Here is a 26,145-nt window from a genome sequence, read left to right on the forward strand (position 1 = left end):
AATGAATAATGTCGAATCAAACTTCGCCACTCCAAGCGCCTCCCAGGTGCAACTGGAAGTCAAGCAAGTCAATAAGAGCTTCGGGGCAACTCAGGTACTAAACGACTGCGACCTAAGTTTGAGCGCCGGAGAGGTCGGAGTCCTTTGGGGGCCATCTGGCACCGGCAAGACCACGCTAATGCGTTGTATTGCCGGCCTCGAAACTGTCGATTCTGGTGAAATCTGGGTTAATGGGATTGAGCGGGGGAGCGTCACTAAGGACGCGGACTGGCACCGGCAAGTGGGAATGGTATTCCAAGGTTTCAACCTGTTCCCACACCGAACTGCCTTAGAAAACGTGACTGAAGCTTTGATCTATGCCTACGGGGAAGACCCGAAGCTAGCCCAGGAGCGCGGCCGCAAACTGTTAACCGAAATGGGGCTGGCAGATCGGATGGATGCCTATCCAGGGGAACTCTCTGGCGGGCAACAGCAGCGGGTCGCAATTGCTCGCTCCTGCGCGCTTGAACCTAAAGTCTTGTGTTTTGACGAGCCCACCTCGGCGCTGGATGAGGCTGCCACCGGCAGGGTCGTTCAGATGATCAAGGATCTAGCGCAAAGCGGCATGACCATTTTGGTGATCACCCACGATCGTCCCTTCGCAGATGCTGCTGCCGACCGACTATTCCGGATGGATCAGGGGCGAATCCTACTTCAGACGTAAACTGGGCTAGACAAGAGGGCCAGCAGTTGGCGCAGCTAGTTGACGTGCCCGCAGGCTGTGTCCCAGCCCCGAGGCTAGCGCAAAACTGTGGCTTTTGCCGCCCTAGGTCTCATCAATCGTCGACGGCAGCCATAATAGAGGTATGTCTGATTCCCCTTGGTTAATCATTGGGCTGGGTAATCCCGGCAACCAGTATCGTTTAAACCGCCACAATCTTGGCCACATGGTGGCTGACGCGCTCGCGGATGAGATGAACACCAGTTTTACCCGCCACAAAGCCCGAGCACAGGTTGCTGCAGGCCGCTTGGGGTTTCTGCCGGGCGGTATTCCGGGGCCGGCCGTTTCGGTGGCCAAATTAGATTCCTTTATGAATGTTTCTGGCGGACCCACCAAGGCACTCGTTGATTTTTATGGGGTCGACCCCGATCACCTGCTGGTTATTCATGATGAACTAGATATTCCACCTCATGAATTGCGCCTAAAAAAGGGCGGGGGAGAAGGCGGACATAATGGTCTGCGTTCTATTACTTCGGCCTTGGGAACCAAGGATTACCTGCGCCTGCGCGTGGGCATCGGGCGTCCGCCGGGCCGGATGGATACCGCAGACTTTGTCCTTGGTGACCTTCCCGGGAAAGAACGTCCCGAATGGGCGACTACCATTGCCCAAGCTGCCGAGGCCGCCGCGGACGTAGTCCTTAAAGGTTTCTTAACCGCACAGCAGGATTTGCACGCGCGTGCCTAGCTTCACCCCGAGCTCACCTTCGCCAATACTTACCTAATACGAAAGACAGGGAATAGGAACGTTTTGAAACTCCTGGGCCTCTTAGACTTCCTCCTAGAAGACGAACAGTTCGCGCAAGCGCTTAACCTTGGGCAACCCGGTCAGCCAGCCGGGACCGTGATCGCGCCCGAGGGCCTCTGGCCGGTACTCACGGCGGGTGTTTCGGGCCGTCGCGACCTGACCGTAGTGGTGCTGCCTTCTGGGCGTCAGGCCGAAGAGTTCGCTCAAATGTTGGAGGCCTATACCTCCGGTGTCAGTATCTTGCCCTCTTGGGAAACCCTGCCGCACGAACGCCTCTCACCCCGGGTCGATACCATGGCCCAGCGCGCGGCCATCTTTCGTCGGCTCACCCACCCGGATGCTACCGACCCCTATGGGGCCATGCCCAAGGTGCTGGTAACCTCCGCCCGCGCATGGCTACAACCCGTATTGGCAGATATTGCCCAGGTTGAACCGGTCCGACTAAAAGTCGGTGATTCCTACGATTTTGAAGCGTTAATCGAACGTCTAGCCCAGCTGGGCTATGAACGTGCCGAGCTAGTTACCGGACGCGGCCAGTTTGCGGTTCGCGGCGGCCTCGTCGATATTTTCCCGCCCCTCGAAGACCAGCCCCTGCGCCTGGAGTTCTTTGGTGACGAGGTCGATGAAATCCGCTACTTCTCGCTCTCTGATCAGCTAACCACCGGCATGGCCACTGATGGCCTCTGGGCGGGCCCGGTAAAGGAACTTCTGCTTACTCCCGAGGTACAAAAACGCGCTGAAGCGGCCATCCCGGCCTACCCGGCACTTGCGGAAATGCTGGAGCAAGTCTCCCAGGGAGCCTACGTGCAGGGAATGGAAGCCCTAGCACCCCTGTTGAATGACTCGCTGACTCCCTTCTGGGATCTGCTCCCAGGTGGAACCCAGCTACTACTTTGTGACCCGGAAAAGATCGTCTCTCGCTGCGTGGACCTAGTGGCCACCACCGAAGAGTTTTTGGCAGCCGCTTGGGATAATGCCGCTGAGGGCGGTAAGGTCCCCGCCCAGTGGCGGGCCGCCACCTACGCCACCCTCGATGCCTCTCGAAAAGCTGCCGAGGCCGCCGGCTTCGGCTGGCTAGCCGTCCCACCTTTTAGCGGGGGAGGGGAACTCGCTGCCGGTAACGACCTGGAACAGATGTCTGCTGACGTCGACCTAGGTGCCCTGGACGAAGAGACCTCGGCTAGCTTTGCCTACTTCCTAGACCCCGGTGAGACCACCCTTAACCTGCACGCGCGGGATGTAAACCCTTACCACGGTGACCTGCCCGGCGCGATTAAAGATCTTAAACAACTCCTTTCCCAAGACTGGACCCTGCTGGTCACCACTCAGGGGGCCGGCAGCTCGCAGCGCCTAGGGGAAGTGTTCTCTGAGGGGAGCTTGCCGGCGCGCGTACTGAAATCTTCGCCGGCCGCCTTTAATGACCCGGTAGTTTACCTACTACCCGGACTAGTGGGCCCGGGCTTCGTACTAGAGCGCGCCCGACTGGCAGTTATGTCCGAGCAGGACTTTACCGGCCGTCGTGGAGTGGCCACCGCTCAGCGGAAACGCCCCGCCCGCCGCGCCAAACAGCAAACTCTAGATCCCCTTGCCCTCAAAGCCGGGGACTACATCGTTCATGAACAGCACGGCGTAGGACGCTTCGTAGAAATGGTCTCCCGCACTACCGGACGCGGGGCTAACCAGGTAACCCGCGACTACCTAGTAGTGGAGTATGCGTCCTCGAAACGTGGCCACCCCAACGATCGACTCTTCGTCCCCACTGATTCCCTAGACCGAGTCAGCAAATACTCCGGTGGCGACGCCCCCACCCTAAACAAGATGGGTGGCGCCGACTGGGAAAAAACCAAGTCCAAGGCCCGCAAGGCCGTTAAGGAAATCGCGGCCGAACTGGTTCGCCTCTACGCCGCCCGTACCGCCAGCCCCGGTTTTGCCTTCAGCCCTGATACCCCCTGGCAGCAGGAACTGGAAGATGCTTTCCCGTATCCGGAAACTCCAGACCAGCTAGTAACCATTGCCGAGGTCAAGGCCGATATGGAAAAGCCCTACCCGATGGACCGCCTCCTGTGCGGCGACGTCGGTTATGGCAAGACCGAGGTGGCCGTCCGCGCGGCCTTCAAAGCGGTCCAAGACGGGAAACAGGTGGCCGTACTTTGCCCCACTACCTTGCTGGCCCAGCAGCACCTCGAGACCTTCACCCAGCGGTTCATGGGCTTCCCTGTGCGCGTCGAATCCCTCTCCCGATTCTCTACTCCCGCTCAGGCCCAGAAGGTTAAAGACGACCTGCTGACCGGCAAGATTGACGTGGTCATCGGAACCCACTCACTAGTAACCGGCCAAGTGCGCTTTAAGGACCTAGGCCTAGTCATCATTGACGAAGAGCAACGCTTCGGGGTGGAACACAAGGAAACCCTAAAGCAGATTCGTGCCAATGTGGACGTCTTGGCCATGTCGGCCACCCCGATCCCGCGTACCCTTGAAATGGCGGTCACCGGGATTCGCGAAATGTCCATGCTGCAGACCCCGCCGGAAGAACGCCACCCGGTGCTCACCTATGTGGGTCGCTGGCAGGACAAGCAAATGGTCGCAGCCATTAAGCGCGAGCTGATGCGCGATGGCCAGGTCTTCTTCGTCCACAACCGGGTCGAGGACATTGACCGTCTGGCCGCCAAAATCCAGGATCTAGTCCCGCAGGCCCGCGTGGCCGTGGCCCACGGCAAGATGAACGAGCACCAACTAGAAAAGGTGATCGTCGACTTCTGGAACCGTGAGTTCGACGTCCTCGTCTGTACTACCATCGTGGAAACCGGCTTGGATATTTCTAATGCCAACACCCTGATTGTGGACCGGGCCGACGCGATGGGCCTGTCTCAACTCCACCAGCTCCGAGGCCGCGTGGGTCGCTCTCGCGAACGCGCCTACGCCTACTTCTTCTACCCAGAAAATAAGGTCCTCACCAGTACCGCGCACGAGCGCCTGCGGACCATTGCGACGCATTCCGATTTGGGTGCGGGCATGGCGGTGGCCATGAAGGACCTTGAGATCCGTGGCGCCGGTAACCTCCTGGGTGGACAGCAATCTGGCCATATCGCGGGGGTGGGTTTTGACCTTTACGTTCGCATGGTGGCCGAGGCCGTAGCTGATTTCCGCGGCCAGAAGGTCGAATCGTCGCGTCCGGAAGTGAAGGTGGAACTGTCGGTCGATGCGCATATTCCGCCCACCTATATTCCGGGCGAGGCCTTGCGCTTGGAAACCTATGCGAAGATTGCCGCCGCGAAGCGTCCCCAAGAGCTGGATTCGGTGCGCGAAGAACTGCTTGACCGTTACGGGGCGATCCCGAAGGTCGTGGAACGACTTTTCGCTTTGGCGACCCTCCGTCAGTTGCTGGCCGAAAAGGGGATTGCCGAGGTCGTCACGCAGGGTAAGTACCTTCGCTTCAGCCCGGTACAGCTGGGGGCAGCACAGTCGGCTAGGCTGCAGCGTCTGCATCCGGGCTCGGTACAGAAGGCAGCTGTCCGCCAGGTTTTGATTCCGGCTCCTACCACCGCGAAGGTCGGTGGTAAACCGGTGACCGATGAGGCTCTAATTGAGTGGATTGAATCTGTAGTCGTCAATATCTTGGCGTGGGAAGGCTAGTTTCTATCCGTACAGCGAACAAGGGACTTTAAGGCTATAACCTGACCCACACAGTGGAATAGAATGAAGGGGTCACAGCAAACTGTGCTCTGAGACCTCTTCGGGGGATTTATGGGCACTTTTACAGATTCGGCAAACCCGCCGAAAAAAGACGTATTGCCCGGCATCAGGTCGGGTGTGCACCCTAACAAAAGGAGATAGCGTGGCACGTATTGAAGCTATTGGCGCTCGTGAAATTCTGGACTCTCGTGGTAACCCCACCGTCGAGGTTGAGGTCCTTCTAGAAGACGGTACTCTGGCTCAGGCTGCAGTTCCCTCCGGTGCCTCCACCGGTGCTTTCGAAGCAGTCGAACGTCGCGACGGCGACAAGGACCGTTACCAGGGCAAGGGTGTAGAAGACGCTGTTGAAGCTGTTATTGACACCATCGCTCCGGAACTAATCGACATCGAAGCCTCTGAACAGCGCGCGATCGACGAAGCCATGATCGACCTAGACGGCACCGACAATAAGGGCAAGCTCGGCGCAAACGCCATCCTAGGCGTCTCCCTAGCCGTTGCTAAGGCCGCTGCTGACTCCGCTGGTCTACCCCTATACCGTTACCTAGGTGGCCCGAACGCTCACGTTCTACCGGTCCCCATGATGAACATCCTAAACGGTGGTTCTCACGCTGACACCAACGTTGACATTCAGGAATTCATGATCGCCCCGATCGGCGCTCCGACCTTCCGTGAAGCTCTACGCTGGGGTGCAGAGGTCTACCACACCCTGAAGTCCGTTATCAAGGAACGCGGTCTATCCACCGGTCTAGGTGACGAAGGCGGCTTCGCCCCGAACCTAGACTCCAACGCTGAAGCTCTAGACCTCATCGTTGAAGCTATCGAAAAGGCTGGCTACACCCCGGGTGCTGACATTGCTCTAGCCCTAGACGTTGCCTCCACCGAATTCTTCAACACCGAAACCAAGACCTACAAGTTCGAAGGCGAAGAGCGCGACACCGAATACATGGTGAAGTACTACGAAGAGCTAATCTCCAAGTACCCGCTAGTCTCCATCGAAGACCCGTTGTCAGAAGACGAATGGGATGCATGGACCCAGCTAACCAAGGCCATTGGTGACCGCGTCCAGCTAGTTGGCGACGACCTATTCGTCACCAACCCCGAGCGTCTACGCAAGGGCATCGAAGAAGGCGCCGCTAACGCCCTTCTAGTTAAGGTAAACCAGATTGGTTCCCTAACCGAAACCCTAGACGCCGTGGAAGAAGCACACCGCAACGGTTACCGCACCATGACCTCTCACCGTTCCGGTGAAACCGAAGACACCACCATCGCTGACCTAGCCGTTGCCACCAACTCCGGCCAGATCAAGACCGGTGCTCCGGCCCGTTCAGAGCGCGTTGCCAAGTACAACCAGCTACTACGCATCGAGGAAGACCTAGACGAGGCAGCAGTTTACGCTGGCCGTTCCGCCTTCCCCCGCGCCAAGTTCTGAGCTTTAGACTCTAACGCCACAAAACCTTAAGGAAACCGTCTTCTCTCTCTTGAATGGTTTCCATAACGGCGAATAGAGTACTCAGCGCGAATCATGACGCTGGAGCGCTACCAATGGGTAGCCGCTCCAGCGTCATATTTTATTCACCGGGATTTTTCCACTCGCACTCAAGCACTAAATAGGCGAAAATCTAAAGCATGAAAGAGCAGCCCTCACGCGGACGAAACCTTCCTACCCCGAAGGTTCGTATCCCCAAACGATCCAGCTCTTCCAGTATCCCTTCCCGAAGCCCCGAAAAAGCCAGCGCTACCAGCAATCGGCCCACCGGATCGCCGGCCACACGAAGCCGACAAAAGGCGCCGATCACCTATGCCACCAGCACTGGCTTAAAAACCTCGCGGGGAGAGATCTCCTACCGGGCCTTCAGTATCGTCCTAGTCTTAATCGTCTTGGCCGCTTTCTTGGTCTCTCCAGTTAAACAGCTTCTGCAACAAGAGCAATCGAATCGTCGGATGCTAGCCCAAATTGAAGCAGAAAAAGAAAAACAAGCAGAGCTTAAAGAAATGTTGGCCCGCTGGGATGACCCGGACTACGTAGCGGCACAAGCCCGTGAACGACTAGGCTACCTTCGCCCCGGACAAACCCAATACGTGGTGATTGATCCTGATTCAAAGTTCCTGAACCAAAAAACTGTCGAAGCCCCCTTCCAAGGTCCGGTTCGCCCCTGGTTCCTCACGCTTTCTGAATCTATTGCCGCTGCCGGGGCCAGCCCCAAGCTCACCACAGTCACCACCCCGACCCCAGAACCGCAGCCCGCGAACTCAACCCCAGAAGCTAAACCAAGTCCGGAATAGAATCGACCCGGCATTAGGACTGGTGAAATCAGCTAAGTCCCCGAACGTCGAAGAAAACTACTAGCCCTAAAGACAACTCCTAAAACTCGTCTCTTGCCCAAAGGAAAAGAATGAACCACCAGGTAACCGAAACTGACCTAGCTGCCCTAGAAAACCAACTTGGACGGGTTCCCCGGGGCGTCATCGAGATCGCTGCCCGAAACCGTCAGGGAGAGCCCCTGGTAGTGACGACGCGTCCTCGGCTAGAAGACGGCACCCCTTTCCCCACTACCTTCTACCTGACCCACCCGGGACCCGTAAAAGCTTGCTCTACCCTAGAAGCACGCCACCTAATGGACGAAATGCAAGCCCTGATTCAACAGGATGAGGCCTGGAAGAGCGCCTACGCCAAAGCACACCAAGCCTATATTGACGCTCGTTCTAAATTCGGTGAGGTCCCCGAAATCTCAGGCGTTTCCGCCGGCGGTATGCCTGAACGTGTCAAGTGCCTACACGCCCTCGTCGGACACGCTTTAGCTGCCGGACCCGGCGTCAACCCGGTTGGCGACTGGGCCCTGAAACTAATGACCATCTTTGAACTCTGGGAAGCCCCTGAAGCCTACCAAGAAGTCGAAGTTCCTGAGGGCCTTCTAGCTTCCGCCAAAGCCGCCTTGCAGCCGGGGGCAGAACTATGAGCATCCTCGCTGGCATTGACTGCGGCACCAACTCAATTCGCCTACTAATCGCCCAGCAGCAAGAAGACGGCACCCTTAAAGATCTAGTCCGTGAAATGAAAGTCGTGCGGCTGGGGCAAGACGTAGATAAGACTGGACGATTGGCTCCAGAAGCCCTAGAACGGACGTTTGCGGCCGTAGAGGAATACGCTCAGAAGATCCGCGAATACGACGTCCAGAAGGCGCTTTTCGTGGCCACTAGCGCTTCGCGCGATGCCGAAAACGCTGCTGACTTCGTGTCGGGGGTTAAAGCTCGTCTAGGGATTGAACCGGCAGTCATCTCTGGTGACCAGGAAGCCCAATTCTCCTTCTCTGGGGCTCTCTCCGGGGTGGGCAGCTCGCTAACCGGTCCACTACTAGTGGTGGATATCGGCGGTGGCTCAACCGAGTTTGTCCGCGGAACCGAAACTGCTCAAGCGGCCATTTCAACCGATATGGGTTGCGTCCGCGTTACCGAGCGCTTCTTAAAAGATGGCCGCGTCGAAGAAGCCAAAGAGTTCATCAATGGCCTATTGGATGAAGCAGACCAAGTCGTAGACTTTTCATCCATCAACACCCTAGTGGGTCTAGCCGGTTCGGTTACTACGATTACGGCATATGCCCTAGGGCTAGAAAAATACGACCCGCAGCGGATCGATGGCACACAGCTTTCCCCGCAGGACGTGATTAAAGCCTGCGAAGGGCTGCGTCAGGCCTCTGAGGAAGCGAAAGCCCAGATGGGCTTCATGCATCCGGGACGACGTGATGTGATCGCCGCGGGAGCGCTAATCTGGCAGCTGATTGTAGAGCGTTTATTAGCAGCCAGAGAGGAAGCGGGCCAGGAACTCAACCCGGTCGTTACCAGTGAACACGACATCCTAGACGGGATCACGCTGGCAGCGGCCCAGCTTGGACAGACCCCACAGTAGGGGAGGCCCACGGTCCTCCTAGTCGCTTAAAGGAACAGGTAACGTCCTACTAAGTGCCTTGAGAGAGTCCGACAGTCTCTTCTGATATATCCTCAGTCAAAAAACTTTGGGCCCCAGCAGATTTGCTGGGGCCCAAAGTGTAGCTAGAAGTGAGCGGCTCAGTGGCGAATATGGCGCTTGGCGCGCTTGGATACCAAGTAAGAACCGAGAGTAGCGGAGATGATGGTACCCATCAGGACCGCCAGCTTGCCGTGCTCCACGTGCTCTGAACCCGGCGGGAAGGCCAAACCGGAAATAAGCAGTGCAACGGTGAAACCAATACCGCAAAGAACGGAGATCGGTAGGATGTCGCGACGGCCCACACCATTGCCCAAGTGGAGGCTGGTGAACTGAGTCAAGATGACAACCGAACCGAAGACACCCACGATCTTACCGATCGGCATGCCGATAATAATACCCACAGTGACCGGATCGGTAAGGGTGGACATAATACCGGAGGAATCAACAATGTTGACGCCGGCAGAGAAGAAGGCGAATAGCGGTAGGGCCAAACCAGCAGACCACGGGTGTAGCTTCTCTACGAAAGCGTGAGTCATCTGGGGCTCACGAGCACGACGGACCGCAGGTACGGATAGACCCATCAAGACGCCAGCAATAGTCGCATGCACGCCAGAAGCATGCATTGCAGCCCAAGCCACTAACGCAATAGGAATCAGCAGCCACCAGTAGGTAATCCGACGATTCACCAGCAGGGCGAAGAAGGCTACGAACAGTAGCGATAGGCCCAAGGCCATAAAGTTAATATCGGAGGTGTAGAAGACTGCGATCACGATAATCGCCAGCAGGTCGTCAACTACTGCCAAGGTCAGTAGGAAGGTGCGGACCGCTGGGGGTAAGCCGCGACCAAAGATTCCCAAAATTGCTACCGCGAAGGCAATATCGGTAGCGGTTGGAATGGCCCAACCATGGAAAGCTGGGTCCTCAGATCCAAACTGGATTACTACGTAAAGTAGCGCCGGTCCGATCATGCCGAAAACGGCCGCCAACATGGGCAAAGCTGCTTCGCGAAGATCACGGAGTGAACCGGTGACAAATTCGGTCTTGAGTTCTAGACCAACCACGAAGAAGAAGATCGTCAGTAGACCATCGCCAGCCCAGTGAGCAACTGAAAGGTTTAGATGCAAGGACTCGGGGCCAAAGTGGAACTCCGAAACGGCCTCGTAAATATGACGCCAGGGGGAGTTGGCAATAATCAGTGCCGCAAGTGCCGAAGCCATCAGCAGGAGGCCTGCTTTGGTTTCGTCTTCTAGGGCGTGGGGAATGTTGTTAATTCCGCGGCGAATTCGACGCCACCAAGTTTCCTGGGTGGAGTGGGTAGTGGAGTATAGGCGGCGGCGCGAACTCTGCAGCGTGTGCGGCCTTCCCACACCCTTCAACGCGGGACTGTTGAAGCGTGAACTCTTTCTAATACCCTGCTGTTTGTAGGGGATCTTTGCGCGCTTCTGTGAACTCATAGTTCTAGTTTTGCTTTCCGTTGATTACAATTTTCTAGGGACTACTATTCTAGTAAATTTGTAGTGGTTTTCGCACTAATTTCGCGCTTGACGTGGTGGACATCTCCACCCGCTTTAGGTATAGTTGTGCCCTGCATGTTCGCATGCGCCCCCATGGCCCAATTGGCAGAGGCAATCGACTTAAAATCGATGTGTTGTGGGTTCGAGTCCCACTGGGGGTACCACTCTAACTATTGAAATTTTGCCAATTTAGTCGGCATTTTTTGTTCACTCTAACCATAAAACCTGCCCCCTCCGTCTGGGTGGAATACAAATCTTGTAAAATTAGTTAATAGTTGTATTAGATACCTGTATGACATTTAGAGGCAGGTACTTCACTGAAAGGACAGCGAATGGCAAATCCTGTACTAGATAAAATCGCCGTTGGGGCGGAAAAGGCTAGCTACGCCCGCACCCCCAATGGATACCCGGCAATGCCTGGCTACACCCCGCAGGGGCAGGCCGCACCGCAGGGATCCGTAGACTACGCACCTCAGGGTGATACCGGGTACGGTTACGGTTCAACTGCTTACCAGCAACCGCAGTACCAACCCCAGCCTTACCAGACGGGGCAGCAGCCAGGTTTCGATATGGCTTACGACCGCACTGGTTATGGTGCCGATGCGGTGACCGTAGATGACGTGATCGTAAAGACCGGCCTCCTGCTTGGTCTAACCGTCATTAGTGCGGTGGTCTCTTGGTACTTGACGCTGACCAGCCCGCAGCTTGGTCTCATGCTAGGCGTAGGCGGTGCGTTCGTCGCTCTGATACTTGGCTTTATCATTATTTTCAAATCTTCCACCAACCCGGGCTTAATCAGCACCTACATGGTCGCTGAAGGTTTAATGCTGGGCGCGGTGTCGCTCATGTTCGAAACCGAGGCTCCCGGCGTGGTTGGCCAGGCACTAATTGCTACCGGTGTGGTTTTCGCTGTGACGCTATTGCTATTCCGCAGCGGTAAGGTCCGGAACTCCTCAAAAGTACAGAAGTTTGCCCTGATCGGTATCATTGGCATTTTGGTTCTTCAGGTCCTTGACTTAATCCTAACCATGACCGGTGTGATCGATAATCCTTGGGGCCTAGAAGGCATGACGATTGCTGGCTTCCCCCTAGCTGGTCTGCTGGCTGTCTTCGTGGTTCTAGTTGGTGGCGCTAGCCTCATCGGTGACTTCGATTCAGTACAGCGTGCCGCTCAGGCGGGACTACCCAAGAAGTCGGCTTGGTTGCTGTCCTTCGGCATTATGCTAACCGTAATCTGGCTGTACGTTCAGCTACTACGTTACCTAGCAATCATCGCTTCTAGCCGCGACTGAAGGTCGCCAGCTCTGACTAACCAAAGTCTGATCGGTAGCTTTGCTTCGGATTAGCAATAGTTAGTCGTGAACAACTTCAAGCTAGGAACTTTTCTTAGCGTGTAAATATCCGCCTCCTAAAGCTGGGGGCGGATATTTGCTTTATATTTAGAGACATGGAAAATATGCTAAAAGTTGAACAGCCCTTCGGGGAAAAGCCCGTCCTAGAGTTCCTCGAAGAAGAAGCTCCTAAGGAACTAGTCGTCACCGTCCTCTCTGAAGGAGACGGCGAGGTAGTCGAGCCCGGTGACCAGATCGCCGCCCACTACCTAGGCCAGGTCTGGAACGGTCAGGTATTCGACAACTCTTTCGATCGTCGTCAGCCCCTAGTCTTCCAGGTTGGCGTAGGCATGGTCATTCGCGGCTGGGACGACGGACTAGTCGGTCAGCGCGTTGGCTCCCGAGTCCTACTATCAATCCCGTCTGAACTGGGCTACGGAGACCGTGGCGTGCCGCAGGCCGGCATTAAGGGTGGAGACACCCTAGTCTTCGTCACCGACATTGTTGGTAAGCTCTGATTCTTTAATCAAGCTTAAGAAGTCGCAAATGTCTGAACTCGGACTAACGATTAGGCCGGCCCAACCGCAAGACGCAGTTGTGGCCGGCCTAGCCGAGTTCCGCCATTTAGAAAGCCTGCTAAAGCCCGCTAATGCGACGAACCAAGCAGCTACTGGTCTGGCTAGCAAACCAATTGGAAATAGCTCAGATCTCCAAACCGAGGCACAAGCTACTATCGAGAAATGGGATCGACTGATTGAAGGTATCCCGCACGGTAACCGGGTAGCAGTAGCAGTCATGAATAAACGAATCGTCGGCTCTGCAGCGGTCACCTACACTTCTCAACTCGGACGCTCAATCGTCGCCGTACGAGAGCACGAACTAGCTGGACTATGGGTCGATGAGCTGGCCCTAACGGAACTTGGGTTTCATGACGAAGCCCCGACAGAACCACATTTCCGTCCCCTGTGGGAGACAGCTGCTACCTCATTCCAAGAAATCCCAAGTGCAGATTCACCAGCACCGGTAGCTGGTAATAGCGTTGCTCGTCAGATCCGTCAGCGTTTACTAGACTACGTACTTCCCGCCCTAGGCCCGGCCCAGACTTGGGTGCATACAGCCGATCGCGTCACCTGGGATTTTCTTCGTTCCCAAGCTTTTATCCCCGATGGAATGGCAAGGATTGAATCCGAATGGGGACAGAACCAGGAACGGCTAGTCCGTTAGGGCTTTAACCGCACTTAATACCGGTGGCATGCACCGGACAGTAGCCATCAGGATTCTTTTCTAAATAATCCTGGTGGTATTCTTCGGCCGGCCAAAACTCGGGTACTTCAGAGGGGCCATAAATCGTGGTGGTGACCGGCCCATAACCAGCTGCACTAAGTTTATTTTGGGCTATTTCGCGCCATTTCTGGGCAGCTTTGAAAGCGTCCTCGGTGGTAGTAAAAATTACTGAACGGTATTGCGTTCCGTGGTCGTTTCCTTGCCCATCAACCTGAGTCGGATCGTGATTCTCAAAAAAGAATTGCAACAGTTGATCGATGGCATCAGTGTCGGCCTGAACACGAACGGTCTCTGCGTGCCCGGTTAACCCGGTACAAACTTGCGTGTAGCTGGGGGTCGGGGCGTGTCCACCCATGTAGCCAACTTCGGTGTCATGTACTCCCGGGAGCTGTTTGAGGGCTTTTTCTACTCCCCAAAAGCATCCCATAGCGAAGTAGATCGTTTCTTGACTCATGGGGATTACCTCCTGGATGCCGGTAAAATATGGAAATCGGACTTAATGCCCTTAAACTAGAAAAACAACTGGTCGTTTAAGGACCTGTCTAAAATACTAACGGTTTTTCTAAACCCGAAAGGTAACGACGTGACAAAATCACGTGAGAAGAAAGAAAAGAAGCAGAAGAAGGAAAAGTTTCTGCCCTCTCGTCGTCCCGCACGGCCTAATGAGGAAGGGGAACTAGTTTCTGCCTCTGGTTTGCGCGTCAAAGATACTCTGCCCTGGGGTATCCAGGTAGCGGGTGCTTGGGCTTGGCGAATCTTGGCTATCTGTGGGGTAGCCTGGGTGATGCTGCAACTGATCGTAAAGTTCAGCATGGTGGTCATTCCGATCGCTATCTCATTGCTCTTCACCGCAGTACTAATGCCGCTCGTTAAGTTCTTGAACGGTAAGCTGCACTTGCCTAAGGGACTCGCGGCAATTTTGGCACTGCTAATCGGTACTGGCATTGCCAGCTTGGTCCTCACCATTTCAATCAGTCAAGTTGCTACCGATGCCCCCGACCTTGCGACCAAGGCCGCCGCCGGCTTTAGCCAGCTCACTGACTGGCTCTCAAAGGGTCCGCTAGGGCTGCAGGAGCAGCAGGTTACGAACTGGCTGAACCAAGCCAGCGCCCAGATCGTCACCGCCGTGAAGTCTAACGCTTCCTCCATTGCCTCTGGTGCTTTCTTTGCCGCTTCCTCGATTGCGTCCTCCATGGCCACCATGATCACCATTCTTTTCTGTGTGTTCTTCTTCCTGAAGGACGGCAAGCAGATCTGGGTTTGGTGTGTTCGCCTGTTCCCGCGCATTGCCCGCCGCCCGATCCATGAATCCTTCGCTGCCGGCTGGAGCACCGTTGGTGCTTGGGCTCGCGTACAGGTCCTAGTGGCGGCCATCGATGCTGTCGGTATCGGCCTAGGTGCCTACTTTGTTGGTGTTAGCCTATGGGTGCCCATTGCACTGCTGACCTTCATGATGGGCTTTATCCCAATTCTCGGTGCGATCGTAGCCGGGTCAGTAGCGGTGCTAGTCGCACTGGTAGATGTTGGCTCCACTGCCGCCATCATCATGGTGGTCGTAGTACTGGTAGTCCAACAGACCGAAGGTAACGTCCTACAGCCCATGTTGATGTCTTCTGCCGTAGCCTTGCACCCAGTAGCGGTGGTCCTAGGGGTCGCCGCCGGTGGGTACCTTGCAGGTGTAACTGGTGCGCTGTTCGTCGTTCCGGTGATGGCTTTCGCTAATGAAGCGATCAACCGCGCTAACTCGGCTAAGGCACTTGAGAATCACTCGAATACTACCGATGAAGAACTGGGCCTAGTGCTAAAGTTCGAAGATGGCGAGGAAAGTAACGAAGCCCTGCCTGCCTGATAGCTCAATAGGGGAATGAGCGATAACAACTTCCCTGACTTAGCTAAAGATTTTGCCCCGATAGTGAAAACTATCGGGGCGAAATCTTATTCCGGATTAGTCTTAGCCTTGGTAGGGCTTTACGCTTTCAATCTTCACCTTCAGGGTCTTACCAGAGGGGGTCGCGTAATCAACGGTATCGCCTTCCTTGGCGCCCAAAAGAGCTTTGCCTAGAGGAGCCTCGGGGCTGTAGACCTCAAGGGCAATATCGTCATTGGCTTCGCGCAGACCTAACAGGAATTCCATCTGACGCGGACCGACTTTAGCTTTGACTACCATGCCGGGGGCAACAACGCCGTCATCTTCGGGTACTTCCCCAACCTCGCAGTTTTTAAGTAGTTCTTCAAGCTGCTGAATGCGGGTTTCGTTCATGGCCTGTTCATCGCGGGCGGCATGGTAAGCGCCGTTTTCTTTTAGATCGCCATCCTGGCGAGCTTCATCAATCTTACGTACGATTTCAGGACGCTTTTCTTCGGTGAGGAACTTTAGTTCAGCCTGAAGCTTGTCGTAGGAGCCTTGGTCAATCCAGCGTTTTTCGGTCATAGTCTTTCTTTTCTTTGCTTAGTTCAGATTTTTAGGTCTGAGTTTTAGGTCAGATTAATGCCCTTATCCTAACTCAAGCTAGGCTTTCGGGCTGTATTTAGCTCAGGATTGCAATGTAGGCAGCGACGCACATTAGGGTCCAGCCGGCTACGGTGCAGGTATGGAAGAACTCGTGGAAACCAAATATGAGCGCGTATCGGCCAGGCCAACGGAAGCCATAGAAAACGGCGCCAAGGGTATAGGTGAGTCCGCCGGCGATTAGTAGCCAGACCACAGCCCAACCCACTGAATGGGCAATCGGGAATAGGTACCAGACCGCAACCCAGCCTAGAATCACGTAAATGCTGGTGTAAATCCAGCGTGGTGCTTCTAGCCAAAAGATCCGCATGAGGATTCCAATGAAGGCCCCACCCCAGACAATGCTCAAGAGTACGGTTGCATTGTAGGTATCAAGTGATCCCACGGCAATGGGCGTATAGGTACCGGCGATTAGAAGGAAAATATTCGAGTGGTCCATTCGCCGCAGGATCGCATCGCCTTTAACTCCCCAAGTTCCACGGTGATAAACGGCTGAAGTGCCGAAGAGCATTAGGGTAGAGGCCAAATAAACTGCACAGGCGATCTTCCTGCCGGTTGTTGGTGCCAAGACCAGAAGCACAATACAGGCCGCTAGAGTTAGGGGTGCGGAAATGGCGTGAATCCAGCCTCTTAGTACCGGTTTCAACTCATAATCATCTGGGAGCAGAGTGTGGTTCGGGGGGATGGATTCTGGCTGGGTACTCATATTCTCATTCTACTCGGGTGCACTAGTGCGCGTAATCTTTGCTCAGGTTTTAGAATGTGAGTACCGTCAATTCTTTGGAAGGAAGAAAAAGATGGCTTTCCAGTCGCTGCTTTATGATGCCTATGAGCGTCGCCTCTTGCGTGAGATCACCAATCAAGGTGTGATTCCACGGCATATTGGCGTGATCCTAGATGGAAATCGACGCTGGGCAAAGGCGGCGGGTTTCGATACGGCTTCGGGACATCGGGAAGGCGCCCGGAAGATAATCGAGTTCCTAGGCTGGGCTGAGTCTGTTGACGTTGAGGTGGTTACCTTATGGATGCTTTCGACGGATAACCTGGAACGTGATCCGAAAGAACTAAAAGCACTTTTGGGAATTATCGTCGACTCGGTTAAGAAAATGGCTGGTTCTAAGAGGTGGCGTTTACAACTGGTGGGCGATACTTCGGCCCTGCCGGTTGAGGTTGCCGAGGAACTCGCTAAAGCCACTGATTCGACTGCCGATCTCAAGGGACTACAGGTGAATGTGGCGGTCGGCTATGGTGGCCGGCAAGAGATTGCGCAGGCGGTTCGTCGCTTGTTGGCTCGTCGTCTAGAGGCTGGTCAGGATCTGGCACAAGCGGCCGCAGAGGTCTCTGAGGCTGAGATTACCGCTAATCTTTACACTTCAGGTCAACCTGATCCGGATCTGGTCATCCGTACCTCGGGGGAGCAGCGACTTTCTGGTTTCCTGCTTTGGCAGTCGGCGCACTCAGAGTTTTATTTTTGTGAAGCCTACTGGCCTGATATGCGACGGGTGGACTTCTTGCGCGCTCTGCGTGACTATTCGCAGCGTGAACGCCGGATGGGACGTTAACTAAACTTTGTTGCCTCCCCGCCTAGTGCGTATTATTCTGCTTTCGCAGCGTCGTCTTGGGCTTTCTGGACGCGGTTTTGGGCATCGCGTAGGATGTTTTCGCAGACTTTTGCTAGTTCCTGTCCCCGTTCCCAGAGCTTGAGTGCCACTTCAAGTTCGATATCTCGTGATTCTAGTTGCCGAGCCGTTTCGATTAGCTCCGCGCGGGCTTCCTCATAGCTGAGGTTTTGTAGGTCCTTGGTGGCATTGTCCTGGCTTTGGGCCTCGTTGGATTCTGGGTTTAGATTTGCCATTTTCTTCCTTCGTTCTGCTTTTTTCTTGTGCTGGTAAGTGGTACTTGTTTTAGTGCTTGGGGTTCCGCTTTGGGATTCTGGGCTACTGGTTAGCTGGGCTTTAGCGTCCAATATTTTTTGCTTGGGCTCCGATCACTTGGGCCACGAAACTGCCCTGGGCCAACATACCTTCAATCAGCGCGCCTTTGGAGAGCTCGCTAGCGTCGGTTATGACTGACTTATCGGGTTTACGGATCACCGCATAACCCCGGTTGAGGATTTCTTGCGGCGAAAGGGCTTTTAGTTTGCCCTTCAGACCTACTAGTTCCGAGGCCGCTAGTTCAAGTTTTTTACTTAAGCGTTCGTTAACTTGGATTTTGGTTTGTTGGATTAGCTGCAGCTGGTTATTGATGATCCCCTCTGGGGAGGCCAGAGAGGGACGTGAGAGGAGGTTCTTTAGGCCTTCCTGCTCGTAGGCAAGACGTTTTAGGAGCATTTGTCGCGCCCGGTCTAGGGTGCTCTGTAGGCCGGCCCTTTCGGTTTCAAGATCTGGCACTACTTTTCGGGCGGCATCGGTGGGGGTTGAGGCCCGGTAATCGGCTACCAGGTCCAACAGGGGACAGTCGGTCTCGTGGCCGATTGCCGCAATGATCGGGGTTTTGGCATTGGCGGCAGCCCGAACAATCCGTTCGTCAGAGAAGGGGAGTAGGTCTGCGACGGCACCCCCACCGCGGGTAATAATAATGACGTCAACGTCAGGGATTTGATCTAACTCTTGTAAGGCAGCGGTGACAGTGGGAGCACAGTGATCGCCTTGAACATTGGCGTATCGAGTTTCGAACACTGCACCGGGCCACCGTAGTCGAGCGTTAACGATGACGTCTTGTTCTGCCTTGGCGCCCTGACCGCAAATCAGGCCGATCTTTCGTGGTAGGAAAGGGAGGGGCTGCTTCCGTTCGGCGGCGAATAGTCCTTCGGCGGCCAACTGTTGACGGAGCAGTTCAATCCTAGCTAGCAGATCGCCTAACCCTCGTAGGTGGATTTCTGCCCCCTGTAACTGTAGGGAACCGGTCCGTTCCCAGAAGGTGGGTTTGGCCCTCACGACTACTTTTGAACCGGGGGTGAGCCCATCTTTTACCGGTGCAATGGCATTAGCCCAGAGGGCAACGTTAATACTGGCATCGCTTTCAAGATCGCCTAGGACTAGGAAACTCATCTTGTTACCGGGGCGAACTTTAAGTTCTACTACTTCGCCTTCTACCCAGACGGGCGACATCTTTTCAATGTAGCCCTTCATTTTTTGGCTGAGTAGGCGCAGGGGCCAGGGATTTTCTCTGGTGGTTTGCGCGGCGGTAGGGGCAAGGGTACTTTCCATGGTTATAACCATGACATTTTCGGCCACCTTTTTCCACTTTGAGATTTTGCATTTGGGATAAGCCTAGTTGGGGATAATACTTAGGGATAAGTCACGTGAAGGATACCCATATTCTTCACATCTCATCGGAACCTGAGCGCTAATGCTTGATAAAGTGCCCATAGCGATCCTAGAACGTTAAAAGGACTAGAAAGATAAAAGAGAATGGAGGTGAGGCAAACATGTTCCTACTTGGAGACGGCGACTACGGCTTTCTAAGCCCACATCAGTTACCTAAAGGACGCTATATTGCCCGCACCATTGATGATGCGAGCTCAGTAGCCTGGATGACCACCTCGGAAGTATCAGACCTAGCCAAAAACCACTGCGCCGCCGTGGCCGCAACAAATATTGCCCTCTACCACGCGCATCGGGGAGCTAAACAGCTACTGGTTAATGATGACCGCGTAGCGACCTTCCAAGCCCTTCACCGAATCGTCAACAACGGCCCGGTCGCCATGCTGGTCCCCAAAGTTCGGATCTTCTATCGGCAACGGGGCATACCCATGCACAGCCAGACCAGCCGTAACCTTAAAGCCCTCAAATTTGGGGTGCGAAACAATCTAATTCAGGCAGCTCTGCTAGTTGACGGCCTGTTTAACTGGCATTGGGTGCTAGTCGTCGGGTATCGGCAGTACCAGGACGGTCGACTCTTCCTGCAGCTAGTCAATGGCTGGGAACAGACCACTGAGAAGTATTACGAGGTGGGCGCGGGTTCCTTCTGGATGAGCAGCACCACCTACTGGCTTGAGTAGTATCTAAGCGCCAGCAGCGGAATCTAAATCCTTTAACCTGCCTGAAAAGCCCGCTTGCTTTAGGCTATTGGTTATGAGCGAATCCGGAAAGAAGATCCTGCTAGCTGCTCCTCGTGGTTACTGTGCCGGCGTAGACCGGGCAGTAGAAGCCGTGGAACGCGCCCTCGACCTATACGGGGCTCCCGTCTACGTGCGTAAGGAAATCGTCCACAATAAGTTTGTGGTCCAGTCGCTAGCCAAAAAAGGCGCGATTTTCGTCGACCAAACCGATGAGGTTCCCGAGGGCGCACGCGTCGTCTTTTCAGCCCACGGCGTGTCTCCCGCCGTCCACCAAGAAGCTGCCGAACGCTCCCTACTGCCAATCGACGCTACCTGCCCGCTGGTTACCAAGGTGCACCGGGAAGCTGTCCGCTTCGCCAAAGAAGACTACGACATCGTCCTCGTCGGCCACCCTGGCCACGAGGAAGTCGAAGGCACCTACGGGCACGCCCCTGAACGCATCCAGATCGTGGCCAACCCCGACGAGGTCGACAAGGTCGAAGTCCGCGACCCCGATAAGGTAATTTGGCTCTCCCAAACCACCCTTTCCGTAGATGAAGCGATGGAAACGGTCCGCCGCCTGCGGGAACGCTTCCCGAACCTGAACGACCCGCCCTCGGACGATATTTGTTACGCCACCCAGAACCGGCAGGGAGCCGTAAAAGTCATGGCCCCCAAGTGCGACATGATGATCGTGGTAGGGTCTGGTAACTCTTCAAACTCGGTCCGTCTATTAGAGGTAGCCCTCGAAAACGGCGCCAAGGATGGTCACCGTGTTGACGGTGCTGATGAACTCGAAATTGAGTGGTTCGAAGGCGTAAAAACCGTTGGCGTCACCTCCGGCGCCTCCGTGCCTGAAATCCTAGTCCGGGAAGTTCTCCAATGGCTTTCCGACCACGGCTACCAGGATGTCGAAACGGTAGTCACCAAGGAAGAGAAGATTACCTTCTCCCTGCCTAAGAACCTCCGCGCCGACCTGAAAGCTGCCGGTGAGGTCGAAGTCCACGCTGACCGGAACTTCAAAAATCTGAACCACCAATCAGAGTAGTTCGTCAGAAAACGTCCCCAAGCGCAGGTAACGCCAGTGCCGGGGACGTGATTTTTGACCGTCAGCAATACAGTCTCCCCGCCCTTAGCGTAGAATGCTCCTGTGGCTTTAACTATTGGAATTGCAGGACTGCCCAACGTTGGCAAGTCAACATTGTTTAATGCGCTAACTCGCGCAACCGTACTAGCAGCGAATTACCCCTTCGCGACCATTGAACCGAACGTCGGCGTAGTGCCGCTACCGGACGAGCGTCTGAACCAGCTCTCAGAGCTTTTCCACTCAGAACGCATTGTCCCCGCAACGGTCTCTTTCGTTGATATCGCCGGTATCGTTCGTGGTGCTTCTGAAGGTGAAGGCCTAGGTAACCAGTTCCTAGCCAATATCCGTGAGGCAGACGCGATCTGCCAGGTAACTCGCGCATTCGCGGACCCTGACGTAGTCCACGTGGACGGCAAGGTTGACGCCGCAGCCGATATTGAAACCATCTCCACCGAACTTATCCTGGCGGATATTCAGACCCTCGAAAAGGCCATCCCGCGCCTAGAAAAAGAGGTTCGCGGCAAGAAGACTGAACCGGTCTACCTCGACACCGCAAAGGCCGCGCTAGAGCTACTGGAAGACGGCAAGCTACTCTACGCGCACGCCGCTAAGGCCGGACTTGATGCTGACGCGCTAAAGAGCTTCCAACTAATGACCACCAAACCGTTCATCTACGTTTTCAACATGGATGCTGACGGTATGGAAGATCAGGACCTAAAGGATCGCCTCTCGGCGCTAGTCGCACCGGCTGAAGCTGTCTTCCTCGACGCCCAGTTTGAATCTGAGCTAGTCGAACTAGATGAGGAAGAAGCTGCTGAGATGCTCGCCGACGCTGGAGTTGAGGAATCGGGCCTCGATAAGCTGGCACGCGTCGGTTTCGACACCCTTGGACTGCAGACCTACCTAACTGCCGGACCTAAGGAAGCACGCGCTTGGACCGTCAAGAAGGGCGCTACCGCCCCCGAGGCTGCCGGCGTTATTCACACGGACTTCCAGAAGGGCTTCATTAAGGCCGAGGTCGTCTCTTTCGCTGACTTGCTAGCTGCCGGTTCTATCAGTGAGGCTCGGGCTGCCGGTAAGGTCCGGATGGAAGGCAAGGACTACATCATGCAGGACGGCGACGTAGTGGAGTTCCGCTTTAACGTCTAAAGCCCCGCTAAAACAGCACTTTCTTTGCTATAAGACCATAGCAACGCATCCCCCGTTTTGACACATAATCGCTTGTCAAAGCGGGGGATTTTTGATGCGCTTCTCATTTGTACGGAGAGCCTTCAAAGATTACGGTTTTGAAAACTTTACTGACTAAGCATTCGTAACGTCCTATGATGATTTGTATCTGAATCAACGTGGATTTCAAGGAACCTAAGATCATGAAACATTCTTCGATTACGGCCCTAGCAGTACTTTCAGTGTGCGCCGCGGCCTTGAGCGCTTGTTCGAAAGTAGAAGCGCCGGTGGTAAGTAGTCCAGAACCGACCGTTAGCGCCGGTAAGACCACCGAAAAAGAAACGGCCCCCAAGGTTCCGGCGCCTACCGCTGCACCCGCAGTGGCAACACCAGAGCAACAAAAGAAGATCATTATCCCACAGCACTTTAATGCCAATGGGATCGCCATGGGCGACTATTCTTCCGCTGCAGGGACTTGGAAGAGCACAGATGGTGGGAAGCTTGAAATCAACGGGGATAAGATCCTATGGACCTACCCTGACGGCAGGAAATTTGCCCAGATCACGAAGCATGATTTCAAGTCGATTATGGATCCTGATGGTGACTACCGTGGGGGACCGGTAGATGATGGTGACTTACCCAAGGGCAGCGTACTGTTCCAGTGGGTTTTTGATAAGCAGTATGGGGCACATGGTTCGGTTCTGATTTTCTACCCGGCCGGGGTCCCAATGAAACTCCCCGCCGGCTTCGCCCAGGGAACGGTCGCTTCAGATCAAAGCAAGGACCGGATCCTAGCTCTTCCTGGCAACGGTGTCGGTCGCCTAATGCCTGAGAAATTTGAAAGCTATGTGATGGTTCGCAGCGGGCAGGGAAGCACAAACGGTGATTCGCAGGCTCAAAAACCGGGTGATGAAAAGCCCGATTATTCGGATTGTCCACGCTACGTAAAGGGAGGGCATCCGTGTGCGGGTGGGCCTAGGCCTAAAGACGCCAAGCCCATCGAAACGGTCGGTAGAGGTTACGCGACCCTACGTAGTCCTTCAAAGAACATCGGATGCGAGATTAACTATCGGGGAATTCTCTGCGTAGTGGGTGGCTGGAAGCCAAAGATGGACCCGAACTATAACCCACATATGGGAGGGGTAGTAGCGATTGGGCTTTCAGATCAGGGACCAGTTGGATTGGGACAAAAAACCGATGCGCCCACCTGGAAGGGGGGAGTTGAGGGGATCCCGGCAGGGCAAATTCTTCCCTATGGAACCGTGTGGTACTACGGTGACTACGTGGTCGCCTCAGAGAAAACGGGGATTACTTTCTGGAATGTTAAAACTGGTTTCGGGGCGCTAATCGACCGTCAGGGCTATTCGCCCTTCGGACCATCGCACTAAATATCAGCCCAGACTCGCTTTATCTTTCGCGGATTTTAGAGGCCAAATGCATTGTGGGGAGCCCCTTGGGGCTCCCCACAAAATAGTTTCTAGTTAAATCATCCGATTTAAACTAGCGGGTTTATAACCTAGGCAACGCGCTTACGACGGCTAATGCCGTAGGCACCAGCTCCGGCAAGAAGCAGGATGCCAGTTAGAGTAAGCAGCGAGGTTGCGTCCGAACCAGTCTCAGCCAGGTTTCCCTTTCCGGGTACGGAACCGTGTCCACTACCCGGGGCGTGTCCACTTACCGGAGTGCCGCTAATCGGCTGCTTCGGGCTGGTTCCCGGCTGGGACGGCTTGGTCGGCTCCTTCGGGCTGGTTTCAGCGCCTCGAGCGCAGTCTAGGTTCAACATTAGCTGACCATCAACTAGGTACTGGTAGGTCTTGCCGTCCTTGTCGAAGCTGACGGATAGCGGTAGGGTGCCCTTAGAGCTGCCCAGACTCTTGCAGAGTGCGGCAACTTCGAAGTCAGCGACGGCCTGACCGGCACCATCGGTGGTAATGATGGCGGACTCGTTATTGGCGTTGCTATCAGCAAGGTCATTGTTGACCTTTGCCGTTACCTGATTCTTGCCTAGGTGAACGGTCACTTGGTCGGGACGTCCTGGGCCTTCAGTGAAGGATAGACCGCGTAGTTTTACCTGCAGCTTTGAATCAAGGGTTTGCATCTTTTCATAGGCCAAACCGAATACACCAATCGAGCGCTTGACCATGGCCGGATGTAGCTTGGCGGAGTTTTCACGTAGATACTGGTTGAACGCATCACGATCTAGGACACCGTTGGTCTTAGCCTTTCCATTGGAGGTAAGAGCCGTAAAACCATCGCCACCATCAAGGAGGAAGGTAACAGAACCGACAGTGTAAAGCTTCGCCATATCAAGCGGCTTACCATCGATTATCACTGAGGTGATCCGCTGACCAAAAGGTAGGGTCGGATCATAGGTGTACTTGACGTTTTCAGATAGTCCTAGCTTTAGCATGGGGCGAGAGTTCTGAGTGTTGAGGTTCGTCTTCCACTGCTGTTCGAGGGCTTCCTTGAACTTCGCGCCAGTAATCTTCACGTAGCCCAGCTGGTTACTGAAGGGCATAACTTCGTAGGTATCACGATAGGTGACTACCTTGTCATTGGGGATTAGGTCGGCACGTAGACCGCCCGCGTTAATGACGCCAATATCGACCGGTTTCTGATTCTCGTCAAGGATCGAGCCGCGCATCGCATCAGCAACTAGATCACCCAGGGTGGATTCGGTACCGCGGTTTGAACCGGGGCCCTTATCGCCAAAGATACCGCGATTGTAGTCGCCGGCAAGGTTGTTGACGATTACTTCATTACCCGCTTCTTTTGCAGCTGCAGAGGCCTTTTCGACCAGTGCTGCAACGGCCGGATCCTGACCACACTCTGCGACCTTCGCCGCCGGGATCATAATGACCTTCGAGGAGACTACCTTCTTGGTCTTGGTGTTATAGACGACCTGTAGGTTCGCTAGGTTATCAGTGTAGGAGCCGGAGGCGTCTGCGGATAGGTAGTTACCATCCGCGCCCTTGACCCAGGTGAAGGAGTAGGGGACGTGAGTGTCGCCGCCCATGAGTCCGTCAACGTAGGATCCCATCTTCGGGTAGTTATTCTTAACGTCGTCATCGAGCATGGCGATCACAACGTCAGCCTTACCGCTGTCCTTTAGCTTTTTAGCTAGGTTATTGATGACCGGGATCGGGTCGTTGAAGGTTAGTCCCTTGGTGGTTCCAGGGCTGAGCTTGTAGGGGACATCCTGTGCGATGGCACCGATGTAGGCGACCTTAACACCGCTGGGTGAGGTCCAGATCTGGTAGGGCTTTAGATACTTGCCAAAGCCGTCGACATTAGCCCCTAGGTAGGGGAAATCAACCTTGGTGAAGTCTACTTTCTTACCGTTTACTAGGGCACTGGTGCCGTCAATGCGAGCACGGAAAGCATCTTGGCCTAGATCGAGCTCGTGGTTGCCGATGGTGGAGGCAATGGGCTTGAGTAGGTTTAGAGCGGCAATGGTGGGATTGTCGTAGAGTACGCCGGAGGTGTACGGCGAGGCGCCAATATTGTCACCTAGCAGGGTTAGGGCTGAGTTCGGATCAGCTTGGCGAGCTTTATTCATGTAGCAGGCTACCGAGGCCACGCCGGCTTCAGCTACAACGTCTGACTTGCGTTTCTTGACCTGTTCAATGTGGCCGTGGATGTCAGTCAGGTTGTAGAGGTTTAGGGTAACTGTATCTTCACTGTTACCGGCAGGCGCTTGGGGTTCCGGGGTTTCAGTGGTTGCAGTTGGGCTTTCAGGAGTGGTCTTAGTTTCCGGAGTGGCAGACTTTTCTGGGGTCTTTTCGGAAACGGTGGGTTGTCCTTCGGTGGTGGCGGTACCGGTTTCAGTACCGTTTCCAGCAGCGTTGGCAACCATCGGAGTCATCAGGAGGGCTAGGGTGGCGGTGGCCCCCACTAGGCTTCGTTTTACGCGCAAGCTCATGCGGTCTCCTTCGAGGTTTTCGATGAAGGTCGAGTATTTCCCGACAGTCGCCAGTATATTGAAAGCCGCGTCACACTTCTAGTGTCTTTTGGAAATTGCTTTTTTCTTTCGCAAATGTAGAAATGGT

23 protein-coding genes and 1 tRNA gene are annotated in these 26,145 nt (G+C 54.8%); 17 read left to right on the forward strand and 7 right to left on the reverse strand.

Translation table 11 applies throughout. The features are described 5' to 3' along the window. Window position 1: 1 nt before the first annotated feature. The 7 genes from BSR28_RS08875 (at window position 2) to BSR28_RS07385 (ending at window position 9,102) form a co-directional block, all read left to right on the forward strand. Complete coding sequence (locus BSR28_RS08875; protein WP_083563203.1) at window positions 2-703, forward strand: amino acid ABC transporter ATP-binding protein; 702 nt, start codon at window positions 2-4, stop codon at window positions 701-703. Between the two features lie 142 nt (window positions 704-845). Continuing rightward, window positions 846-1,445, forward strand: a complete 600-nt coding sequence (pth, locus tag BSR28_RS07360; protein WP_073709787.1) for an aminoacyl-tRNA hydrolase — start codon at window positions 846-848, stop codon at window positions 1,443-1,445. Between the two features lie 63 nt (window positions 1,446-1,508). After that, a complete protein-coding gene (gene mfd / locus BSR28_RS07365; RefSeq protein WP_073713819.1) occupies window positions 1,509-5,138 on the forward strand; it encodes a transcription-repair coupling factor in 3,630 nt (1,209 codons plus the stop codon). Between the two features lie 202 nt (window positions 5,139-5,340). Continuing rightward, complete coding sequence (eno, locus tag BSR28_RS07370; RefSeq protein ID WP_073709789.1) at window positions 5,341-6,627, forward strand: phosphopyruvate hydratase; 1,287 nt, start codon at window positions 5,341-5,343, stop codon at window positions 6,625-6,627. Window positions 6,628-6,824: 197 nt separating this feature from the next. Further along, window positions 6,825-7,481 (forward strand): FtsB family cell division protein, encoded by a 657-nt coding sequence (locus BSR28_RS07375; RefSeq protein ID WP_073713820.1) that lies wholly within the window; start codon window positions 6,825-6,827, stop codon window positions 7,479-7,481. Window positions 7,482-7,591: 110 nt separating this feature from the next. Next, a complete protein-coding gene (locus BSR28_RS07380) occupies window positions 7,592-8,155 on the forward strand; it encodes a DUF501 domain-containing protein (RefSeq protein WP_073709791.1) in 564 nt (187 codons plus the stop codon). Further along, window positions 8,152-9,102 carry a Ppx/GppA phosphatase family protein gene (locus tag BSR28_RS07385; RefSeq protein ID WP_073713821.1) on the forward strand — a complete coding sequence of 317 codons (951 nt, stop codon included), beginning with the start codon at window positions 8,152-8,154 and terminating at the stop codon, window positions 9,100-9,102. Before BSR28_RS07380 ends, BSR28_RS07385 begins: the two co-directional genes overlap by 4 nt. A gap of 158 nt (window positions 9,103-9,260) precedes the next feature. Here BSR28_RS07385 and nhaA read toward each other — a convergent pair whose 3' ends face one another. Beyond that, a complete protein-coding gene (gene nhaA / locus BSR28_RS07390) occupies window positions 9,261-10,616 on the reverse strand; it encodes a Na+/H+ antiporter NhaA (protein WP_083563205.1) in 1,356 nt (451 codons plus the stop codon). Between the two features lie 147 nt (window positions 10,617-10,763). On the opposite strand from nhaA, the gene BSR28_RS07395 reads away from it, so the two are divergent. The 4 genes from BSR28_RS07395 (at window position 10,764) to BSR28_RS07410 (ending at window position 13,231) form a co-directional block, all read left to right on the forward strand. Continuing rightward, window positions 10,764-10,840: transfer RNA gene (locus tag BSR28_RS07395), tRNA-Leu, on the forward strand. A 168-nt stretch (window positions 10,841-11,008) separates the two neighbouring features. Beyond that, the gene (locus BSR28_RS07400) at window positions 11,009-11,968 is read left to right on the forward strand and encodes a Bax inhibitor-1/YccA family protein (RefSeq protein WP_073713822.1); all 960 of its coding nucleotides are present in this window, start codon (window positions 11,009-11,011) and stop codon (window positions 11,966-11,968) included. A 155-nt stretch (window positions 11,969-12,123) separates the two neighbouring features. Continuing rightward, on the forward strand, window positions 12,124-12,525 hold the full coding sequence (locus tag BSR28_RS07405) for an FKBP-type peptidyl-prolyl cis-trans isomerase (RefSeq protein WP_073709794.1): 402 nt from the start codon (window positions 12,124-12,126) through the stop codon (window positions 12,523-12,525). A gap of 28 nt (window positions 12,526-12,553) precedes the next feature. After that, a complete protein-coding gene (locus tag BSR28_RS07410; protein ID WP_073713823.1) occupies window positions 12,554-13,231 on the forward strand; it encodes a hypothetical protein in 678 nt (225 codons plus the stop codon). Between the two features lie 4 nt (window positions 13,232-13,235). On the opposite strand, the gene msrA is transcribed toward BSR28_RS07410, so the two are convergent. Further along, the gene (gene msrA / locus BSR28_RS07415) at window positions 13,236-13,745 is read right to left on the reverse strand and encodes a peptide-methionine (S)-S-oxide reductase MsrA (protein ID WP_073713824.1); all 510 of its coding nucleotides are present in this window, start codon (window positions 13,743-13,745) and stop codon (window positions 13,236-13,238) included. Window positions 13,746-13,874: 129 nt separating this feature from the next. Between msrA and BSR28_RS07420 the strand changes: the two genes are divergently transcribed. Further along, on the forward strand, window positions 13,875-15,140 hold the full coding sequence (locus BSR28_RS07420; RefSeq protein ID WP_073713825.1) for an AI-2E family transporter: 1,266 nt from the start codon (window positions 13,875-13,877) through the stop codon (window positions 15,138-15,140). A gap of 102 nt (window positions 15,141-15,242) precedes the next feature. Here the strand turns inward: BSR28_RS07420 and greA are convergent, their stop codons facing one another. Together greA and trhA are read right to left on the reverse strand one after the other, a co-directional pair. Beyond that, on the reverse strand, window positions 15,243-15,722 hold the full coding sequence (gene greA, locus BSR28_RS07425; protein ID WP_073709798.1) for a transcription elongation factor GreA: 480 nt from the start codon (window positions 15,720-15,722) through the stop codon (window positions 15,243-15,245). Between the two features lie 97 nt (window positions 15,723-15,819). Further along, complete coding sequence (trhA, locus tag BSR28_RS07430; RefSeq protein WP_073713826.1) at window positions 15,820-16,506, reverse strand: PAQR family membrane homeostasis protein TrhA; 687 nt, start codon at window positions 16,504-16,506, stop codon at window positions 15,820-15,822. Between the two features lie 91 nt (window positions 16,507-16,597). On the opposite strand from trhA, the gene BSR28_RS07435 reads away from it, so the two are divergent. Beyond that, window positions 16,598-17,362, forward strand: a complete 765-nt coding sequence (locus tag BSR28_RS07435) for an isoprenyl transferase (RefSeq protein ID WP_073709800.1) — start codon at window positions 16,598-16,600, stop codon at window positions 17,360-17,362. A gap of 32 nt (window positions 17,363-17,394) precedes the next feature. Here the strand turns inward: BSR28_RS07435 and BSR28_RS07440 are convergent, their stop codons facing one another. Both BSR28_RS07440 and xseA read right to left on the reverse strand, forming a co-directional pair. After that, window positions 17,395-17,655: an exodeoxyribonuclease VII small subunit gene (locus BSR28_RS07440; RefSeq protein ID WP_073713827.1), complete on the reverse strand. Its 261-nt coding sequence runs from the start codon at window positions 17,653-17,655 to the stop codon at window positions 17,395-17,397. A gap of 100 nt (window positions 17,656-17,755) precedes the next feature. Next, a complete protein-coding gene (gene xseA / locus BSR28_RS07445) occupies window positions 17,756-19,009 on the reverse strand; it encodes an exodeoxyribonuclease VII large subunit (RefSeq protein WP_233120634.1) in 1,254 nt (417 codons plus the stop codon). Between the two features lie 221 nt (window positions 19,010-19,230). Between xseA and BSR28_RS07450 the strand changes: the two genes are divergently transcribed. The 4 genes from BSR28_RS07450 (at window position 19,231) to BSR28_RS07465 (ending at window position 23,484) form a co-directional block, all read left to right on the forward strand. Beyond that, a complete protein-coding gene (locus BSR28_RS07450; protein ID WP_073713828.1) occupies window positions 19,231-19,803 on the forward strand; it encodes a hypothetical protein in 573 nt (190 codons plus the stop codon). Window positions 19,804-19,876: 73 nt separating this feature from the next. Continuing rightward, window positions 19,877-20,890, forward strand: coding sequence for a 4-hydroxy-3-methylbut-2-enyl diphosphate reductase (locus BSR28_RS07455; RefSeq protein WP_073709803.1), 1,014 nt, complete (start codon window positions 19,877-19,879; stop codon window positions 20,888-20,890). A gap of 102 nt (window positions 20,891-20,992) precedes the next feature. Beyond that, a complete protein-coding gene (gene ychF / locus BSR28_RS07460; RefSeq protein ID WP_073709804.1) occupies window positions 20,993-22,078 on the forward strand; it encodes a redox-regulated ATPase YchF in 1,086 nt (361 codons plus the stop codon). A 221-nt stretch (window positions 22,079-22,299) separates the two neighbouring features. Next, window positions 22,300-23,484, forward strand: coding sequence for a hypothetical protein (locus BSR28_RS07465; protein WP_073709805.1), 1,185 nt, complete (start codon window positions 22,300-22,302; stop codon window positions 23,482-23,484). A 128-nt stretch (window positions 23,485-23,612) separates the two neighbouring features. Here the strand turns inward: BSR28_RS07465 and BSR28_RS07470 are convergent, their stop codons facing one another. Beyond that, window positions 23,613-26,018, reverse strand: coding sequence for a bifunctional metallophosphatase/5'-nucleotidase (locus BSR28_RS07470; RefSeq protein WP_143237641.1), 2,406 nt, complete (start codon window positions 26,016-26,018; stop codon window positions 23,613-23,615). Window positions 26,019-26,145 lie beyond the last annotated feature (127 nt).

It is taken from the genome of Boudabousia liubingyangii (assembly GCF_001907245.1).
GTDB classification, from domain to species: Bacteria; Actinomycetota; Actinomycetes; order Actinomycetales; family Actinomycetaceae; genus Boudabousia; species Boudabousia liubingyangii.

Coding starts and splice junctions, on each gene's coding strand:
- BSR28_RS08875 (WP_083563203.1), top strand. CDS start 2: ATGAATAATGTCGAATCAAACTTCGCCACTCCAAGCGCCTCCCAGGTG.
- pth (WP_073709787.1), top strand. CDS start 846: ATGTCTGATTCCCCTTGGTTAATCATTGGGCTGGGTAATCCCGGCAAC.
- BSR28_RS07375 (WP_073713820.1), top strand. CDS start 6,825: ATGAAAGAGCAGCCCTCACGCGGACGAAACCTTCCTACCCCGAAGGTT.
- BSR28_RS07380 (WP_073709791.1), top strand. CDS start 7,592: ATGAACCACCAGGTAACCGAAACTGACCTAGCTGCCCTAGAAAACCAA.
- BSR28_RS07385 (WP_073713821.1), top strand. CDS start 8,152: ATGAGCATCCTCGCTGGCATTGACTGCGGCACCAACTCAATTCGCCTA.
- nhaA (WP_083563205.1), bottom strand. CDS start 10,616: ATGAGTTCACAGAAGCGCGCAAAGATCCCCTACAAACAGCAGGGTATT.
- BSR28_RS07400 (WP_073713822.1), top strand. CDS start 11,009: ATGGCAAATCCTGTACTAGATAAAATCGCCGTTGGGGCGGAAAAGGCT.
- BSR28_RS07405 (WP_073709794.1), top strand. CDS start 12,124: ATGGAAAATATGCTAAAAGTTGAACAGCCCTTCGGGGAAAAGCCCGTC.
- BSR28_RS07410 (WP_073713823.1), top strand. CDS start 12,554: ATGTCTGAACTCGGACTAACGATTAGGCCGGCCCAACCGCAAGACGCA.
- msrA (WP_073713824.1), bottom strand. CDS start 13,745: ATGAGTCAAGAAACGATCTACTTCGCTATGGGATGCTTTTGGGGAGTA.
- greA (WP_073709798.1), bottom strand. CDS start 15,722: ATGACCGAAAAACGCTGGATTGACCAAGGCTCCTACGACAAGCTTCAG.
- trhA (WP_073713826.1), bottom strand. CDS start 16,506: ATGAGTACCCAGCCAGAATCCATCCCCCCGAACCACACTCTGCTCCCA.
- BSR28_RS07435 (WP_073709800.1), top strand. CDS start 16,598: ATGGCTTTCCAGTCGCTGCTTTATGATGCCTATGAGCGTCGCCTCTTG.
- BSR28_RS07440 (WP_073713827.1), bottom strand. CDS start 17,655: ATGGCAAATCTAAACCCAGAATCCAACGAGGCCCAAAGCCAGGACAAT.
- xseA (WP_233120634.1), bottom strand. CDS start 19,009: ATGGAAAGTACCCTTGCCCCTACCGCCGCGCAAACCACCAGAGAAAAT.
- BSR28_RS07450 (WP_073713828.1), top strand. CDS start 19,231: ATGTTCCTACTTGGAGACGGCGACTACGGCTTTCTAAGCCCACATCAG.
- BSR28_RS07455 (WP_073709803.1), top strand. CDS start 19,877: ATGAGCGAATCCGGAAAGAAGATCCTGCTAGCTGCTCCTCGTGGTTAC.
- BSR28_RS07465 (WP_073709805.1), top strand. CDS start 22,300: ATGAAACATTCTTCGATTACGGCCCTAGCAGTACTTTCAGTGTGCGCC.
- BSR28_RS07470 (WP_143237641.1), bottom strand. CDS start 26,018: ATGAGCTTGCGCGTAAAACGAAGCCTAGTGGGGGCCACCGCCACCCTA.